Annotated in this window: 18 protein-coding genes and 1 tRNA gene; 10 read left to right on the forward strand and 9 right to left on the reverse strand. The window is 52.0% G+C overall.

Annotation, left to right across the window (positions count from 1 at the left end):
• Positions 1 to 62: 62 nt before the first annotated feature.
• From SIB68_RS08390 to SIB68_RS08405, 4 genes are all read left to right on the forward strand, one after another.
• Positions 63 to 893, forward strand: a complete 831-nt coding sequence (locus SIB68_RS08390; protein ID WP_063400027.1) for a thiazole synthase — start codon at positions 63 to 65, stop codon at positions 891 to 893.
• Between the two features lie 67 nt (positions 894 to 960).
• Positions 961 to 1128, forward strand: coding sequence for a photosystem II assembly protein Psb34 (gene psb34 / locus SIB68_RS08395; protein WP_011129430.1), 168 nt, complete (start codon positions 961 to 963; stop codon positions 1126 to 1128).
• A 59-nt stretch (positions 1129 to 1187) separates the two neighbouring features.
• The gene (locus SIB68_RS08400) at positions 1188 to 2384 is read left to right on the forward strand and encodes an NAD-dependent epimerase/dehydratase family protein (RefSeq protein WP_063399835.1); all 1197 of its coding nucleotides are present in this window, start codon (positions 1188 to 1190) and stop codon (positions 2382 to 2384) included.
• Positions 2385 to 2413: 29 nt separating this feature from the next.
• Positions 2414 to 3559, forward strand: coding sequence for a glycosyltransferase family 4 protein (locus SIB68_RS08405; RefSeq protein WP_063400028.1), 1146 nt, complete (start codon positions 2414 to 2416; stop codon positions 3557 to 3559).
• 35 nt (positions 3560 to 3594) lie between these two features.
• Here the strand turns inward: SIB68_RS08405 and mrdA are convergent, their stop codons facing one another.
• The 5 genes from mrdA to cbiD all read right to left on the reverse strand — a co-directional run bounded on the left by mrdA (position 3595) and on the right by cbiD (position 9683).
• Entirely contained in the window at positions 3595 to 5397 is a 1803-nt protein-coding gene (gene mrdA / locus SIB68_RS08410) for a penicillin-binding protein 2 (RefSeq protein WP_063399837.1), read from the reverse strand.
• A 5-nt stretch (positions 5398 to 5402) separates the two neighbouring features.
• Positions 5403 to 5804: a hypothetical protein gene (locus tag SIB68_RS08415; RefSeq protein WP_063399839.1), complete on the reverse strand. Its 402-nt coding sequence runs from the start codon at positions 5802 to 5804 to the stop codon at positions 5403 to 5405.
• Positions 5805 to 5819: 15 nt separating this feature from the next.
• Positions 5820 to 6431 (reverse strand): hypothetical protein, encoded by a 612-nt coding sequence (locus SIB68_RS08420; RefSeq protein ID WP_063399841.1) that lies wholly within the window; start codon positions 6429 to 6431, stop codon positions 5820 to 5822.
• 470 nt (positions 6432 to 6901) lie between these two features.
• Entirely contained in the window at positions 6902 to 8488 is a 1587-nt protein-coding gene (gene guaA, locus SIB68_RS08425; protein WP_063399843.1) for a glutamine-hydrolyzing GMP synthase, read from the reverse strand.
• Between the two features lie 40 nt (positions 8489 to 8528).
• A complete protein-coding gene (cbiD, locus tag SIB68_RS08430) occupies positions 8529 to 9683 on the reverse strand; it encodes a cobalt-precorrin-5B (C(1))-methyltransferase CbiD (RefSeq protein WP_063399845.1) in 1155 nt (384 codons plus the stop codon).
• An 84-nt stretch (positions 9684 to 9767) separates the two neighbouring features.
• Between cbiD and SIB68_RS08435 the strand changes: the two genes are divergently transcribed.
• Together SIB68_RS08435 and SIB68_RS08440 are read left to right on the forward strand one after the other, a co-directional pair.
• Positions 9768 to 10916, forward strand: coding sequence for a pyridoxal-phosphate-dependent aminotransferase family protein (locus tag SIB68_RS08435; protein ID WP_063399847.1), 1149 nt, complete (start codon positions 9768 to 9770; stop codon positions 10914 to 10916).
• Positions 10917 to 10964: 48 nt separating this feature from the next.
• Positions 10965 to 11036, forward strand: a tRNA-Gly gene (locus tag SIB68_RS08440).
• A gap of 103 nt (positions 11037 to 11139) precedes the next feature.
• On the opposite strand, the gene SIB68_RS08445 is transcribed toward SIB68_RS08440, so the two are convergent.
• The 3 genes from SIB68_RS08445 to SIB68_RS08455 all read right to left on the reverse strand — a co-directional run bounded on the left by SIB68_RS08445 (position 11140) and on the right by SIB68_RS08455 (position 12063).
• Positions 11140 to 11364, reverse strand: coding sequence for a hypothetical protein (locus tag SIB68_RS08445; protein ID WP_011129421.1), 225 nt, complete (start codon positions 11362 to 11364; stop codon positions 11140 to 11142).
• Positions 11365 to 11498: 134 nt separating this feature from the next.
• A complete protein-coding gene (locus SIB68_RS08450; protein WP_063399849.1) occupies positions 11499 to 11729 on the reverse strand; it encodes a hypothetical protein in 231 nt (76 codons plus the stop codon).
• Positions 11730 to 11766: 37 nt separating this feature from the next.
• Positions 11767 to 12063 carry a LysR family transcriptional regulator gene (locus tag SIB68_RS08455; protein WP_063399852.1) on the reverse strand — a complete coding sequence of 99 codons (297 nt, stop codon included), beginning with the start codon at positions 12061 to 12063 and terminating at the stop codon, positions 11767 to 11769.
• A gap of 121 nt (positions 12064 to 12184) precedes the next feature.
• Between SIB68_RS08455 and SIB68_RS08460 the strand changes: the two genes are divergently transcribed.
• The 3 genes from SIB68_RS08460 (at position 12185) to SIB68_RS08470 (ending at position 13594) form a co-directional block, all read left to right on the forward strand.
• Positions 12185 to 12700, forward strand: a complete 516-nt coding sequence (locus SIB68_RS08460; RefSeq protein ID WP_011824729.1) for an AbrB family transcriptional regulator — start codon at positions 12185 to 12187, stop codon at positions 12698 to 12700.
• Between the two features lie 62 nt (positions 12701 to 12762).
• The gene (locus tag SIB68_RS08465; protein ID WP_063400029.1) at positions 12763 to 13203 is read left to right on the forward strand and encodes a DUF6554 family protein; all 441 of its coding nucleotides are present in this window, start codon (positions 12763 to 12765) and stop codon (positions 13201 to 13203) included.
• Positions 13181 to 13594, forward strand: coding sequence for a hypothetical protein (locus SIB68_RS08470; RefSeq protein ID WP_063399853.1), 414 nt, complete (start codon positions 13181 to 13183; stop codon positions 13592 to 13594). The genes SIB68_RS08465 and SIB68_RS08470 overlap by 23 nt, the downstream gene beginning before the upstream one ends.
• Here the strand turns inward: SIB68_RS08470 and SIB68_RS08475 are convergent.
• Complete coding sequence (locus SIB68_RS08475) at positions 13531 to 15159, reverse strand: DEAD/DEAH box helicase (RefSeq protein WP_196757097.1); 1629 nt, start codon at positions 15157 to 15159, stop codon at positions 13531 to 13533. The two genes, SIB68_RS08470 and SIB68_RS08475, sit on opposite strands and share 64 nt — an antisense overlap.
• Positions 15160 to 15313: 154 nt before the next feature.
• On the opposite strand from SIB68_RS08475, the gene SIB68_RS08480 reads away from it, so the two are divergent.
• Complete coding sequence (locus SIB68_RS08480) at positions 15314 to 15715, forward strand: HNH endonuclease (RefSeq protein ID WP_063399855.1); 402 nt, start codon at positions 15314 to 15316, stop codon at positions 15713 to 15715.
• Positions 15716 to 15722 lie beyond the last annotated feature (7 nt).

Genomic DNA, 15722 nt, shown 5'->3' on the forward strand with positions numbered 1-15722 from the left:
TAAGGCCAATCGGCTCAACCGGGACACTCCGCGATGACGTTCCAACAACCTCAACAGCGCCAATGGTTCTGACGCACTCCTCACCTGACCTACTCACAATCGGCAAACGCAACTTCCACAGCCGACTTTTTGCAGGCACAGGGAAGTACCCAAGCCTAAAAGTGATGCAACAGAGTCTGCGCTCTTCAGGATGCGAAATGGTGACGGTTGCAGTCCGCCGTGTACAGACAATGGCATCAGGCCACGCCGGCCTGATCGAAGCCATCGACTGGTCAAAAATATGGATGCTGCCCAACACCGCTGGCTGTGCAACTGCAGAGGAAGCCATTCGTGTAGCCCGACTCGGCCGCGAACTCGCCAAACTGGCAGGCCAGGAGGACAACAAGTTCGTCAAGCTCGAAGTCATCCCCGACAGCCGCCACCTCCTACCTGACCCTTTCGGCACCCTTGAGGCCGCTGAACAATTGGTAAAAGAAGGCTTCGAGGTCTTGCCATACATCAATGCCGATCCCCTCTTGGCGAAGCGCCTTGAAGAGGTGGGCTGTGCGACGGTCATGCCACTGGGCTCACCGATTGGATCAGGTCAAGGTCTGAGGAATGCCGCCAACATCTCCCTAATCATTGAAAACGCCCGAGTGCCAGTCGTTGTGGATGCTGGCATCGGTGTCCCCAGTGAAGCTGCACAAGCCTTGGAAATGGGTGCCGACGCAGTGCTGGTGAACAGCGCAATTGCCTTAGCCGGAGATCCAATCACCATGGCCGAAGCAATGCGCTGGGCGATTCAGGCCGGTAGGCAGGCTTACAGATCAGGTCGCCTACCCGAACGCGCCGCAGCCTCGCCAAGCTCACCGACAACAGGGATTATTACGGAAGCCAAGACTAAACAATTATGAAGGAACGTAACGGAAAAGTTCCTGCAAGCAATCCTGTCCATAGGGTCCGCCGAGTTGTAAGTGTTACATGCAAGTCACCGAGGAAGAGGGTGGTCGACTCAACGCCTTTGCAAGAGAACCCCGTATGGAAGTGATAGCTGAAAAAGGCAGCAGCAACGCCAACACTCGCCTGCTCCTCATCGGTGGAGCCCTGCTTGTGACATCCCTAATCATCGTCAGGATCGCCATCAGCTGAAAAACCTTGTAGTAGCTTGCCCTGACTGAGCGAATTGCTCGTTCCTGCAGGAGTTTGAGTTGAAAGTTTTCGTTCTCGGCGGCGACGGCTTCTGCGGATGGCCTTGTGCAGTGAACCTTGCTGATAGGGGTCACGACGTTTTGATCGTCGACAATCTCAGCCGCCGCAAGATCGATATCGATCTTGAAGTCGAGTCACTGACACCAATCACCAGCATTGGAGACCGCCTTAAGGCCTGGCGAGAAATCGGAGGCAAGCCAATTCGTTTTGAGCACCTAGACATCGCCCATCAGTACGACCGATTGGTGACAATGCTCAAAACTGAACGACCCGATGCGGTGGTTCACTTTGCCGAGCAGCGTGCAGCTCCCTACTCGATGAAGAGCAGCTCCACCAAGCGCTATACCGTCGATAACAACGTCAACGGCACTCACAATCTGCTCGCCGCCATCGTTGAAAGCGGCCTAGACATCCACATCGTGCACCTGGGAACGATGGGGGTGTACGGCTACGGCTCGCACCGCGGAGCCACCATTCCTGAGGGATACCTCAAAGTGGAAGTGCCCCAGCCTGATGGCAGCCGTTTCGAGGAAGAAATTCTTCACCCAGCCAGCCCTGGAAGCGTCTATCACATGACCAAGACGCTCGATCAACTGCTTTTCCTCTACTACAACAAGAATGACCAAATCAGGATCACCGACCTTCACCAAGGCATCGTCTGGGGTACCAACACTGAAGCAACCGCTAGGGATCCACGACTAACCAACCGCTTTGATTACGACGGTGACTACGGCACAGTTCTCAACCGCTTCCTGATGCAGGCAGCAATCGGTTATCCGCTCACTGTCCATGGAACAGGAGGTCAAACCCGTGCCTTCATCCACATCTGCGATTCTGTGAAGTGCGTACAACTGGCTCTTGAAAACCCACCGGCTAAAGGCGAACGAGTCAAGATTTTCAACCAAATGACCGAGAGCCACCAAGTGGGTGAACTTGCCAAGAAGGTAGCTGCCCTAACCGGCGCCGAACTAAACCATCTTCCAAACCCACGCAACGAAGCAGTGGAGAATGATCTGATTGTGGATAACCGCTGCTTCATCGAACTTGGACTCAAACCAACCACCCTCGACGATGGCCTACTTGCTGAAGTAGTCGATGTGGCAAAACGCTGGGCAGACCGCTGCGACCGCAGTCGTATCCCATGTGTATCGGCCTGGACTTCAACCCAGGCGGAGGCCATCAAGCACCCCTCCTAAACAGCCTGCCCACACCACCCGCTGAACCAGTGAAGATCGCCTTTTTCACAGAGACCTTCCTCCCAAAAGTGGATGGAATCGTGACAAGACTCACCAAAACGGTGCAGCACCTGGTTGAAGCCGGTGATGAAGTGATGGTGTTCTGCCCGGAAGGCTGTCCTAGGGAATACATGGGAGCCGAATTGATAGGAGTGCCAGCCATGCCACTGCCGCTCTATCCGGAACTGAAGCTTGCCCTGCCCAGACCAGCCGTTGCCGAAGCCCTAGAAACCTTCAAGCCTGATCTCGTACACGTTGTCAATCCAGCTGTACTAGGCCTTGGGGGGATTTGGCTAGCCAAAACCAGCGGAATCCCGCTAATAGCTAGCTACCACACCCACCTCCCGAAATACCTAGAGCATTACGGCATGGGCATGCTGGAGCCCTTGCTCTGGGAACTTCTCAAGGCAGCCCACAATCAAGCAATACTCAATCTCTGCACCTCAACAGCAATGGTGGCTGAATTGAGCGAGAAAGGGATCCAAAACACCGCCCTGTGGCAACGCGGCGTTGATACCGAACTCTTTCGACCGGAACTGCGCAACGAAACCATGCGCTTACGCCTTTTGAACACAAACGATGATCAAGGTGCCCTGCTTCTCTACGTAGGGCGGCTCTCCGCCGAAAAGCAAATCGAACGCATCAAACCTGTTCTCGATCGCATACCCGAGGCACGATTGGCCCTAGTAGGCGATGGACCTCACCGCCAGCAACTGGAAAAAGCATTTGAAGGCACTGCTACAACATTTGTGGGCTATCTCGAAGGGGAGGAACTAGCCAGTGCATATGCAAGCGGGGATGCCTTTCTATTCCCCTCAAGCACCGAAACCCTTGGGCTCGTTTTACTGGAAGCAATGGCAGCAGGTTGTCCTGTAGTAGGAGCCAATCGTGGCGGAATTCCAGACATCATTACCGATGGAGTCAACGGCTGTCTCTACGAGCCGGATGGAGTGGATGGAGGGTCCACCAGCCTGATCAATGCAACCCGACGACTGCTCGGCAACGATCTCGAGCGTCAAGGTCTGCGCAAAGCAGCCCGTCAAGAAGCCGAACGCTGGGGATGGGCCAGTGCTACGCAACAACTGCGGAGCTACTACAGAACAATCCTCGGCCAACCCCTCAACCTGGCCGCCTGAGAACAAACATCAGTGTGTTCTGAGAGTCAGTGAGTTCAACTAGAGCGTGTGCGATTCCAAGCCTGAAGCACCTGCCGTGCCATAGGCAATGCATGGACCGAACCTCCCCCAGGAGTGTTCTGGGCAAAAGCAACAACGACGATTTCTGCTGACTGATATGGCGCAAAACATGCAAACCATGCGTGATCAGAGCCACCGGTACTGTCCTCGGCAGTGCCCGTCTTGCCAGCCACTTGCGGAAAGTTGGGCAAATTGATACCTGAACCAGTCCCATCCTGCACAACCTTGCGCAACCCACGCCGAATCGTCGCCAATGTGGAAGGCTTGATATCGACCTTGATGCGTCGCTGTGATGAAGTCCAGTCGATCGCACCATCTGCCAGATGAGGAGTGACCAAAAAACCCCCATTGGCGAATACTGCATAAGCACGAGCAAGTTGCAAAGGAGTGATCTGAACCACAGATTGACCAATCGAGGCGCTGGCCATGTCCTCGGGAATCCAAGGAGTCGTTCCAGCTTCAGCCCAACCCCGACCTTTAGCCGCCCAGGCCTGATGGCCCACCAAGCCTTTGCTCTCCTCATAGCCAATCTCAATCCCAGTGCGGGCATCGAAACCAAGCTTGATGGCGGCCTCATAAAGCGCCTTAGAACCAACACCCACACCCACCTGATAAAAGAAGGTATTGCTGGAAAAGCGCAGCGCATCCTCATACCCGATCGTGCCAAATCCGACACCGTTGTGGTCAGGGAAGCAATGCCCCCCATAAGTGATGCATGCCGCCGTCTTTAAACGCACATCAGGCAGAAACTTGCCACTCTCCATGCCCGCCATACTTGTAACAGGTTTCCAAGTACTCCCCGGGTCATAGGCATTCATGGCCCGACTGAGCAATGGCTTGCTCGACGAAGCAAAAAGCTTGTCGTACTCCTTCTGCGTGGTGAACAGTTTTGAGAAAAAATTGGGATCAAAGGCAGGGCGACTAGCCATGGCGCGAATAGCACCGTTACGAGGGTCGAGTGCTACAACTGCACCGCCAGGCTTATCTTCAAGAGCCTTTTCAGCAGCCAACTGCAAATCAAGGTCGAGTGTGAGGAGGAGGTCTTTACCCGCCTGTGAAGGCTTGTCACCAAGACTGCGCTGCACCTCTCCCATAGCGTTGACTTCAAGCATCTGACCACCCCACTTCCCTCGTAAATGAGGCTCATAGGCCGCCTCCACTCCAATTCGGCCAATGCGATCTCTAATCTCATAACCCTGATCAGCGAGAGTCTTAAACTCCTTTTCAGTGATTGGCTGGGTATAACCCAAGACATGGGCGGCCAAAGTGCCGTGAGGGTAGTGACGTAGTACATCCACATCGACCTGGGCCGCTTCAAAACTGCGAGCCTGCTCTCGAAAACGCAGCACCTGCTCAGGTTTCAAATCAGTTGCCAAAGTGATGCGATAGCCATCCGTGCCAAACCCCTGTCGCCTGCGTTGATCTAAATCCTGCTTAGGAAGATTGAGCAACTGAGAAAGACTGTCACGAAGCCCAGGCCAATTAACATCACTAACCAATCGAGGCTGCAAATAAAGGTTGTAGCTCAGCTTGCTTGAGGCAAGTACACGACCTTGCCGATCGAGCAGCCGACCACGAATCGGTGAGCGGGGTACCAAGCGAATCCGATTTTCATCTGCCAACTCTCGGTATCGAGCCCCTTCCAACAGCTGTAACCAGGTCAACCGCGCCACCATGGCACCACTAAACAAAAGCACCAGAGCAAGCAAGGCCTTGGGCTGCTGGCCTAAACCACTGTGCCGCTGATTGGCACGTCCCAAAGGCCGCGATCCACTCATCAACGTCAGCTTTGTTCCACGCCTGATTTTGGCGATTTTTCGCCAACATCTTTCTGCAGATGAAGCTGAAGAGCATCAAGCCTTCCCTCAATCCTGGCCAGCACCTCCAGCAAAATCTGCTGATCCTGAGGGTCTGGAGATTTCACAACGACATCATCAACGGCCACATTCACTGCCATCACAGGATTCCCCAGCCCTGGGCTGACCTGATCTAATCGATCACGTACGGATCGAGCAGCAGCTTCTCCTTCAACACGAAGCTCCTGGAGGGGATCACTTGAGCCCGTAAAAGCTTCCACGATTTTTCTCGCTCCACCACGACGGACCCGATCAACCATGGCTAAACCCACAGGAAGAGCATCCTGCATCAGGGAAAGGCGAAGGCTGTCGAACGAATCGTCGGCCATGCAAGCCTCAAAGATCTACCTAACAACAGTTTGCTCGGAAGGGATCAAAAGTGTTGGGCAAGACGTTTGAGACATTCCCATCGACCAGCCCCCAAAACCTGCCAAAACCAATAACGCCACCATTGGTCCCACAGCATGATGCGTTGTCTCCAAGCTGAGCCATTCCCTCCAAGACCGCCAAAAACGCTCACGAGCAAAGCGCTTGCGCTCACGAGACTCTTGTTTGAAACGCCTGCGAAACGACTTCTCGACCCAGCGCTCAAAAGACTGCTTCTTTGTGACCGCCATCTTGCGCTCGACCTCAAGCAACTGGCCAGCTGTCAGTTCCGGGTGAAAAGTGCCGATCAGCTCCAAACTTTTAAGGAACATCTCAACAGCGGCATCCTTGATATCCCTTTGACTCTCATCCAACAGGGCCCAATCAAGCTCAGGGTAAAAGCGACCACGATTGAGGCTGATCTGGTCTTCACCCAACTGACCGGGCTCCCTTAACCAACGATCGGTGTTGCTATCAAACCTTCGCCAGTACAGGAAAGGGTTGATATAAACAGTCTTACCCGCAAACTGAATGCTGTCCTGTTGCAAACGGCGGTCTAGCTGTATGTCCTGCTGTTGAGCGATGGTCAAAAGTCTCTAGGCCAGTGGCCCAGGCTATCGAGTCATTCTGAGCTTCACCAGTCCCTCATCACCTCAACAGAATCGACTTTCACTTCAAGGGTGCGAATCAAAAATATTGAGTGATGCAGAACACTCTCGAAGATAATTTGAGCTCATGCAGCCAAGTCAGCGCAGAAAGCGTTGAAGAAGAAGATTCGACGCTATAAAGATCGTCGAATATTTGTCACCATCAACATATCGACAATAATTACCAAATAAGCGAATGTCAAAGTTGATCATTGGTAGCATAAAATAACCTGATTCGAAAGACAATTGACAAGAAAAATGTAAGCTTGTCAAAAGCCAAGATGCATAATATTCTCAATCCAAATAAAATCGCAGGGCTCTTAAAGCTGACGCGAGAGTGTATAATTCTGCATCACCTCCAATAAAACGTGAAGCCACAATTTAGAGTCAAGAAAAGAAATTTAATACCTAAACTATTCCCACTCAATCGTTCCAGGAGGCTTGCTGGTGATGTCAAGCACAACCCTGTTTACACCGCTCACTTCATTGACAATTCGATTGGAGATACGCTCCAAAAGTTCATAAGGCAAACGCGACCAATCCGCTGTCATGCCGTCCTCACTGGAGACACATCGCAGCACAATCGGCCAGGCATAGGTGCGTTTATCCCCCATTACCCCGACAGAGCGCACCGGTAGCAATACGGCAAAAGCCTGCCAAATCTCGTGATATAAACCCGCCTCGCGGATTTCCTCTCGCACGATTAAGTCAGCATCGCGTAAGCAATTGAGCTTTTCATCGGTAACTTCATCAAGGATACGAATCGCCAGACCTGGGCCAGGAAAAGGATGGCGGCGGACAATCTCCTCAGGCAGCCCCAAAGCACGGCCTACCTTGCGCACTTCATCCTTAAACAGTCGCCTAAGCGGCTCCACCAATTTGAACTGCAAGTCTTTGGGAAGGCCGCCTACATTGTGGTGGCTCTTGATCTTCACGGCCACCCGCTCTCCGGTTTTCGGATCTATGTTGGTACCAGAACTCTCGATCACATCCGGATAAAGAGTGCCCTGCGCAAGATAATCAAAGGGGCCGAGACGATTGCTTTCCTCCTCAAACACCCTGATGAATTCCGTGCCGATAATCTTGCGCTTTTCCTCAGGGTCAATAATCCCCTTGAGCTTAGAAATGAAACGTTGACGCGCATTAATATATTCAACATTGATGTGGAACTTTTGATCAAAGAAGTCCATCAAGAATTCAGGCTCACCTTTACGCATAAAACCCTGATCAATAAACATGCACGTGAGCTGATCTCCAATGGCCTTTTTTAATAAAAAAGCCAGTGTTGAGGAATCAACTCCTCCGGACAAAGCAAGCAAGACCCTTTTCTGACCCACCTGAGCCTGCACCTGAGCAATCGATTCTTCAATAAATGCAGTCGTCGTCCAATTCGGCTCACAACCACAAATGTGGTAAACGAAGTTTCGAATCAGAGCAATTCCGTGGCTTGAATGCACCACCTCAGGGTGAAACTGAACGCCATAAAACTGACGATTGTGATCAGCAACCGCCGCATCAGGAGTATTGGCTGTATGAGCAAGCCGAACAAACCCCTCAGGCAAATCCCTCACCACATCACCATGGCTCATCCACATCGTGGAGCCACTTTCAACATTGGTGAGAAGGTCCCTAGGGTCCTCGACCTGCAAGGGCGCCTTACCGTATTCAGCCTTGCCAATAGCAGCCTCCACCCGACCACCCAGCTGCTGCACCATTAGCTGCATGCCGTAACAAACACCAAGCACAGGAATACCCAAATCCCAAATGTTCGGATCACAAAGCGGCGCTCTATCGGCATACACAGAGCTAGGTCCGCCGCTCAAAATGATGCCCTTCGGGGCAAGCTGGCGCAGCTCATCCGCTGAGGTGCAATAGCTCATCACCAATGAGTAGACCTCTGTTTCTCGCACCCGACGGGCAATCAGCTCTGAATACTGAGAGCCAAAATCGAGAATGACGATTGCCGGCTGGCTCTGACCTTCAGACTGGGAATTGGACATATCAGCGAAAAAGCTCCTCTGGAGTCAACCAACAGAACGTTCAGGGTAGAGAAAGGCTTATCGGTGAATCCTCAGGGGTCACTCCCAAGACAGCCAACTGTTGAGACCCTTGGGGACCAGCCCAGCGCAACCGTCGCTGACGGTCGAAAAGAGCTGCCCCAATAGCTATCGACCATGAGCCATAACGTGCAAGGTAGGCAGCGCTGCGATGCTCCACTGTTGCTGCCAGCCGATACCAAAGCTTGCGTACCAGCTCTTGATCTTGAGCTTCCAGCATCTTCAAGGCTGCCTCCATGGAATCAGCCTGGCCAAGTTGCCGGATCAGATCCAACGGCAATCCTTCACGCACAGCCATGGCCGCAAGCACCTCCAAACGACCATCTGCCAGATGGTGATGAGTATGAAAAATCCCCCCTGCCAACTTCACCAACTTGCCGTGATACCCCAACAACAACAATTGCTCCACCCCAGCCTCTGCCGCGGCCACAATGACAGGCCCCAACCAATTGCCAATCTTGAGGAGCGGCTGAGCAGCCAACCCCAACTGTCGAGCTAGATCAAGACCATTCTCACCAATCACCAAAGTCATTGCTCCACAAAAATCTGAAGCGGCACTTTGCCGACGTAGTTGCTCAATGGTCTGCTGCAACTGATCAGGAGAGGCGCTGACCTGCACATCCGCCTGGGTACCAATCAAGGCCAAGCCATCCACAACCCCAAAAGCTGCATTACTGGTACGTGCTGCCAAATCTCTACCCCTAGGCAACACAACTTCCAACTGCAGCCCTCGACCCGAAGGCACCAGCGGGTACAAATTACGACTCAAAAGCTCGCGTGCAAATCGAGACACACACGCCTCTCCACCGGACCCCAGCGTGCCAACACCCTTGCCTGCCAGGAGATTCAGCCAGGCCTCTGAATGAACATTCAACTCATCATCAACAACCAACTCCTGCCACTGAACACACACCCAAATCTCCAAACCTCTTGTGAGATCCAGACCTGGACCTGGATCGCAATGGCTGATTGCCAAAGCCTGTTCACCTCCAGCCAAAACCGCTGCAGAGGTCACTGACACAGCAAAAGGTTCGTCGCGATCAGGCAATTCAAGCAACTGAAAACCACTGAAAGGCCTACCAAGCAAAGCTTCGGTAGCAGCTCGGGCCGCAGCCGCGACCCAAACCGGGAGCGTCAACCCCCTTGAATCAGCATCAGCGTGATCGATAAAAAACCCTTGCTTAGGTATTTTTTAGGATGGTTCATTACTAAGCCTTAGGCCGTGCAGGACAAACTCACCCTGATGATCCCGGGTCCTACGCCGGTTCCCGAAACAGTACTCAAAGCGATGGGTCGCCACCCCATCGGCCATCGCAGTGGAGAGTTTCAAGCAGTCGTTAGACATACCAGCGAGCAGCTGCGCTGGCTGCATCAGACCAAAGCAGATGTTCTAGTCATAACTGGCAGCGGCACCGCTGCGATGGAAGCAGGAATCATCAATACCCTCAGCTACGGTGACAAGGTCCTCTGCGGAGACAACGGCAAGTTTGGACAGCGCTGGGTCAAGCTGGCTAAGGCCTACGGCCTGGACGTACAAGTGATAAAAGCAGACTGGGGACAACCGTTAGACCCAGAAGCCTTCAAAAGAGCACTGGAAGCAGACAATGGCAAAACAATCAAAGCCGTAATTCTCACCCACTCGGAAACCTCAACCGGGGTCATTAACGACCTTGAAACCATCAGCAAATATGTCCGCACTCACGGCAAAGCACTAACCATCGCTGATTGCGTGACAAGCCTTGGAGCCTGCAATGTCCCCATGGATTCTTGGGGTCTAGATGTGGTCGCCTCCGGTTCCCAAAAGGGATACATGATGCCTCCAGGTCTCAGCTTCGTGGCCATGAGTGAACGAGCCTGGCAAGCGCATCAACAATCGGATCTACCGAAGTTTTATCTCGATCTGGGGCCGTACCGAAAAACTGCCGCTCAAGACAGCAATCCATTCACCCCTGCTGTGAATCTCTACTTCGCACTGGAATCTGCACTGGGAATGATGCAGTCAGAAGGACTAGAAGCCATCTTTGACCGTCATGCCCGCCATCGCGCAGCCGCTCAGGCCGGCATGAAGGCCATCTGCCTGCCGCTGTATGCAGCAGAAGGACACGGCAGCCCAGCGATCACAGCAGTCGCACCTGAGGGAATTGATGCAGAGCAACTGCGCAAAACTGTCAAAGAGAAATTCGACATCCTGCTAGCAGGTGGACAGGATCATCTAAAAGGGAAGGTCTTCCGTATAGGCCATCTTGGATTCGTATGTGATAGAGATATCCTCACTGCCATAGCTGCCATCGAATCCACCTTGCAATCTCTTGGCTTGCATAAAGGCAACATGGGAGATGGACTGGCTGCTGCTGCAGCAATTCTGAGGTAACAGTGCTCGCCAACAAAACGAACTAAAGCTGATCTAAACTGATCAAATGCGGGTGTAATTCAGTGGTAGAATGTCAGCTTCCCAAGCTGAACGTCGCCGGTTCGAATCCGGTCACCCGCTTATCAAAGAATTAATCAAAGTTCATAGAATACTCATTCATATTTAACAAGCAAAAAAGCCTACCTAATCGAAAATAGGGTTCAAAACATTATTCAATGCCAATTCAGGATCTGGGCTTGATTAATTGAAGAACTTGTGGGCCAACCACTCCTGCACGACGCTCCTGATCTAATGCCTTAAGAATCAAACTGCCAGCAGCCTGAAAATCTCCCGCTTCCGCCTGTGCAGAAGCTCGGTCAAAAAAACCACTCGCGGCCTTCAAGTAAACCTCGCGTTGAATAGAAGCGGAATTCGTGCCCGCTGTTGTTCTCAAAAAAGTAGACGTCAAAACTGCTCAGCTGAACCCCTTGATTGAAAGTTTAACGCGAATTGTCTAGTACAAGCAATATCGAGCATCAAAACAGCAAATGTTGTTGCCCAAATCAGCCAATTGATATGTATAGAAAATATAAGAGGGCTAAATCAGGTTCCTGGCTCCTCAATGTTGCCTCCCATAGTTTCGATCTGAGCTCTTAAGACTGACGCACGAGTCTGGTCACCACGTGTTTCAGCAACAGCCAATGCAAATTCAAGCTTCTCGAGCTGATGACCCCCCTCATGGAAAGCCTGAAGTCTGATAGAAGGTCTCGCTAACGGTGACAATACTGAGCTGGTAACACTAGCTTTGCCAGAGGCAGAAATGGTTAAAGCCATGGATGCCTTTCTTTTTATTGTGCACCCGATGCCACCCTCATGCCGCGAGAGTGTCTGGTTCCCCTGACCAAGACTGAGGATCTTCTCGGGCTTGATCCTCAGCTTGATCAGAACTATCCAGAAGTTCCTGGCACTCTTTTAAGAGCTGCTCAACCCCATCGAGCATCTCCATTTCCTCGGAGGGAATTCTCTGAGATTCGCTCTGCTGTCTCAACTGAAACTCCAAAGCCTCCTGACGCTGCTCCAACTTAACGAGCCTCTGTGATAAAGCAGTGATCGTCTGAACCAGGTCTTCTGCAGTACGAGTAATTCGAAAAGAAACTGACGAGGACATAGCCACAAACAAATACTTTGTCCCGATGACAACACATTAGGAATCAAGCCTCAAGTCATTAGGCAGATGGTGAAGAGAATCATTTGCGCTCAAAGTATCTGTACTTTTTCCAATCGATCCCATGCCTTCTCTGGCAACGTTACTGATTTATCTCATGGCAGGAACAGCATTGGGTCTGCTGACATTGCGCACTGGCATTCCAGCTGCACCCCTTGCAGGCGCTCTTTTAGGTGCAGGGCTCGTGAGCATGAGCGGTCGCCTTGATGTTGCTGAATGGCCCTCAGGAACACGCACCGCAATTGAAATCGCCATCGGCACGGTGATTGGTACCGGCCTGACCAAAAGCTCCCTAGGGGAGCTGCAAAGCCTCTGGAAACCAGCCCTACTGATCACTCTGACCCTTGTACTTACTGGGATCGTGATCGGCCTTTGGAGCAGTCGATTACTAGGTATTGACCCTGTGGTTTCACTCCTCGGCGCTGCCCCAGGAGGCATCAGTGGCATGAGTCTGGTAGGTGCGGAATTCGGCGTCGGTGCTGCAGTCGCCACCCTGCATGCTGTGAGATTAATCACCGTACTTTTGGTCCTACCCCTTCTGGTGAAGCTATTGGCCCCATTAGGACTAATTGATTCCTGATTAAACCTGGACAGGACAGTTTCAATCGATAAGTTGATCAATACTGTGTTGACTTGCAAGCGATGAATCGAAATCGAGTTGCCCTTTCACTCACACTGCTAGGCCTTGTCGGAATCAGTCTTTCTGCCACAGCTGCCCAGTCAGCAACAGCTGACGCCGCAAGCAAAGGAGCCCAGGTCTACTGCTTCATGCGTAGTAATGGCAATAACCATGAGGTGAGCTGGACTGCCTCTTATGCCCTAATCAAACGCCAGGGCAATAGCCTTTTCAAGACCTCACCACAGCATGCTGCCGTATTAATTACTGAAGCAGTGGTCAACGAACCCAGCAGTTACCCAAACTGCGGTCAATACCTTGGCGATTTATTCGGAAATAGCAAAAACTCTTTGTCAGTAGCTGATCAAGAAAGTGGTAATGAGACTGTCATCGACTCCTATAGCTCTAGCAATACCAACACCACCACTCCTTCAAGCACAGATCATGAGCAGCACTACAGCTATTAAATTCCCTCATTTCCTTGCCAAACTATTTCTTAGCGGGGTGCTGCTTTCCGGTCTTAGCTGCAACAGTCGCTCAGCACCAACCAATCCATCTGCTGACTCAAATATCTCGTCCCAAGCTTGCTTGGAAAATCTTGACCTCAAAGGACTCGACAAAGCCCTACTGCGCTGCAATAGCGTAGTGAGCAAATATCAAAACGACCCTGAACCACTCAACGACCGGTCCCTGATCTACACCCTGCTTGGCCAAACCAATTTGGCTTGTCAAGATGTCTCCAAAGGCTTACAGCTTCTGAATCAACAAGGAGCATCAGCTGATCCGATGGTGCGTCACGAACTAACCGTGCGTAAAGACTCCTGCATGCAACATCTCAACATGACTGGCAAAGGCTGACGCTTGAGTCCAACACGACGAGAACCAAGCAATACCTCAATCCGCTCGGCCTTACTTGCTATCAGAGCATCCACCAGCTGATCTGCAAAACCCAGTTGGAACCAATGACTCGTGAGTCCACCATCCATCCCCAATCGATGGCAACGATCCTCAGCCTGATCCACATCACCAGGTGTCCAGTGACGTTCAAGCAAAACCACATGCCTAGCGCGATGCAAGGTGTAACCAAGCCCGCCTACTGCATAGGTTGCCAACAAAAGGGAACTCATCCCTGATTGAAAACGATTCACAGCTTCCTGACGCTGCCCTGGACGCTGACGACCAGTTAACAACTCACCCCCTAAGCGTTGCTGCAAAAGCAACAAAGGACCAACAAAACTGCTGAAAAGAACAACGGCTTGCCCCTCAGCAAGAAGTGCTGCCACAAAAGTCTCCACTGCTGGCAGCTTGAACTCCGCTGCGATCTGGCGCAAAGCCGTAAGCACCGCCAGCGATTCCGCATCTGAACGCACCAAACCCTGCTGAACACGATGGCGATAGTTGTCAGTGACAAGAGCTAGACGATGGTCAAAACCACGAGACTCTGGCTCTGTAAGGACAACCCGATGCTCTTGACGACGTTTTGGGGGCAAGCCAAGCAAAGTCTGTTTGCGTCGATGCAGAACCAATGGCCGTGTGAGCTTCCCTAGAGCATCGAGATCACTCGCACCACGTGAATGCCAGCGTCGCTGTCCACCTTGATCTCGCCAGTGACCCTGACAAAAACGCTCTTCAAACTTACGTTGATCTCGAGCCAAAGGATGATCAATGGCAGCCAACAGTGGATAAAGCTGATCAGGACGACCATTTTTCATCGGCGTCCCGGTGAGTAACCAAATAGCCCTTAAACGCGGATGCCGCGCAAGCCTTAAAAGAGCCTGAGTTCGTCTTGACTTGATGGACTGGCCGAAATGCGCTTCATCCACCAACAGAAGCGTTCCCGCCGCCGGCAATTCCCTAGGCAGACGCGCCCAGCTATGGATGCACACCGGCAAATCAAGACTTGCAGCTTCGATGCGCCAGTGTTCATGAAGACCCACCGGCGCCACCACCATGACCCGTACATCAGCACATCTCACCATGGCGCGAGCCGCCAAAAGAGAGGTAAGAGTCTTACCAAGACCCATTTCATCAGCCAAGACTGCACCGCGCCGCGCCAACAACCAACGGGCTCCAGAGCACTGATGAGGAAGAGGTCTACGACCATCTGTCAAAACAACCTCAAGATCTGCATAGCTCACGAGATCGCGATGGGGCGGCATCGGTGGCAAAGGCTGTTCGAACCAACTCAGCCACTGAGCCAAGTCGTCCTGCACCAAAAAACGTGAGCCAAACTGCCTCTGCAAACGTTGAGCCGCAACCAAAGGAAATTCCCAGCCCTGGCGAGTACCACGCCAAATTCCACGAGGCCTCACTTTGCGAAGCTGAGCCTGAGTCACCGCATCGAAAGGGAACGCCACCTTGACCAAACCCGCCGCAGTCAGACCCAAATAACAGCTGGAAGACGATTTAGGCGTGAGCTTCACTGCTCAAGAAACACCTAATTTACGCCCCATTGCCTTACTAGCAAGAGCGAAAGCAACCACTGTAAAAAGCAGCGCAAAGCAAGCCAAAATAGATATTTAGGCACATTGACTTAAAGAGCATTCGCGGCACACTGCACAAAACCGAGAAACTCGGATGCACAATAGGGACGCGGTTTTCCTCGAAGATCTATGCCCCAAGTTACATGTCCGAAGATGGAGAAAATCCCTGCACAACTATACCGCTCAAAGTTGTATCTATTGCGGTAAAACTTCTGAATCAATTGACCATATTTTACCTCTAAGTCGCGGTGGCTTAAGTATTACTCAAAACTGCGTTCCGGCCTGTCTCTCCTGTAACGGTCACAAATCAGATGCCCATGCCTTCGAGTGGTATAGGCGCCAACGTTTCTATGATCCACGACGAGCAATGGCCATCCGCGCCTGGATGGATGGCGATCTCAGACTGGCTTTAAGGTTGCTTCAATGGACCCAAACTAACCATAGAGAAGCTCCTTTTATCAGCCAAGATGAAGAATGGATGCCCCAGCTGGCCTAAACCAATC

The sequence above is a fragment of the Prochlorococcus sp. MIT 1323 genome (assembly GCF_047304905.1).
GTDB lineage: Bacteria > Cyanobacteriota > Cyanobacteriia > PCC-6307 > Cyanobiaceae > Prochlorococcus > Prochlorococcus marinus_D.

Excerpts from the sequence above, each read along its gene's own strand:
- SIB68_RS08390 (WP_063400027.1), top strand. The coding sequence starts at position 63 with ATGGTTCTGACGCACTCCTCACCTGACCTACTCACAATCGGCAAACGC.
- psb34 (WP_011129430.1), top strand. The coding sequence starts at position 961 with ATGCAAGTCACCGAGGAAGAGGGTGGTCGACTCAACGCCTTTGCAAGA.
- mrdA (WP_063399837.1), bottom strand. The coding sequence starts at position 5,397 with ATGAGTGGATCGCGGCCTTTGGGACGTGCCAATCAGCGGCACAGTGGT.
- SIB68_RS08415 (WP_063399839.1), bottom strand. The coding sequence starts at position 5,804 with ATGGCCGACGATTCGTTCGACAGCCTTCGCCTTTCCCTGATGCAGGAT.
- guaA (WP_063399843.1), bottom strand. The coding sequence starts at position 8,488 with ATGTCCAATTCCCAGTCTGAAGGTCAGAGCCAGCCGGCAATCGTCATT.
- SIB68_RS08450 (WP_063399849.1), bottom strand. The coding sequence starts at position 11,729 with ATGGCTTTAACCATTTCTGCCTCTGGCAAAGCTAGTGTTACCAGCTCA.
- SIB68_RS08455 (WP_063399852.1), bottom strand. The coding sequence starts at position 12,063 with ATGTCCTCGTCAGTTTCTTTTCGAATTACTCGTACTGCAGAAGACCTG.
- SIB68_RS08460 (WP_011824729.1), top strand. The coding sequence starts at position 12,185 with ATGCCTTCTCTGGCAACGTTACTGATTTATCTCATGGCAGGAACAGCA.
- SIB68_RS08465 (WP_063400029.1), top strand. The coding sequence starts at position 12,763 with ATGAATCGAAATCGAGTTGCCCTTTCACTCACACTGCTAGGCCTTGTC.
- SIB68_RS08470 (WP_063399853.1), top strand. The coding sequence starts at position 13,181 with ATGAGCAGCACTACAGCTATTAAATTCCCTCATTTCCTTGCCAAACTA.
- SIB68_RS08480 (WP_063399855.1), top strand. The coding sequence starts at position 15,314 with ATGCACAATAGGGACGCGGTTTTCCTCGAAGATCTATGCCCCAAGTTA.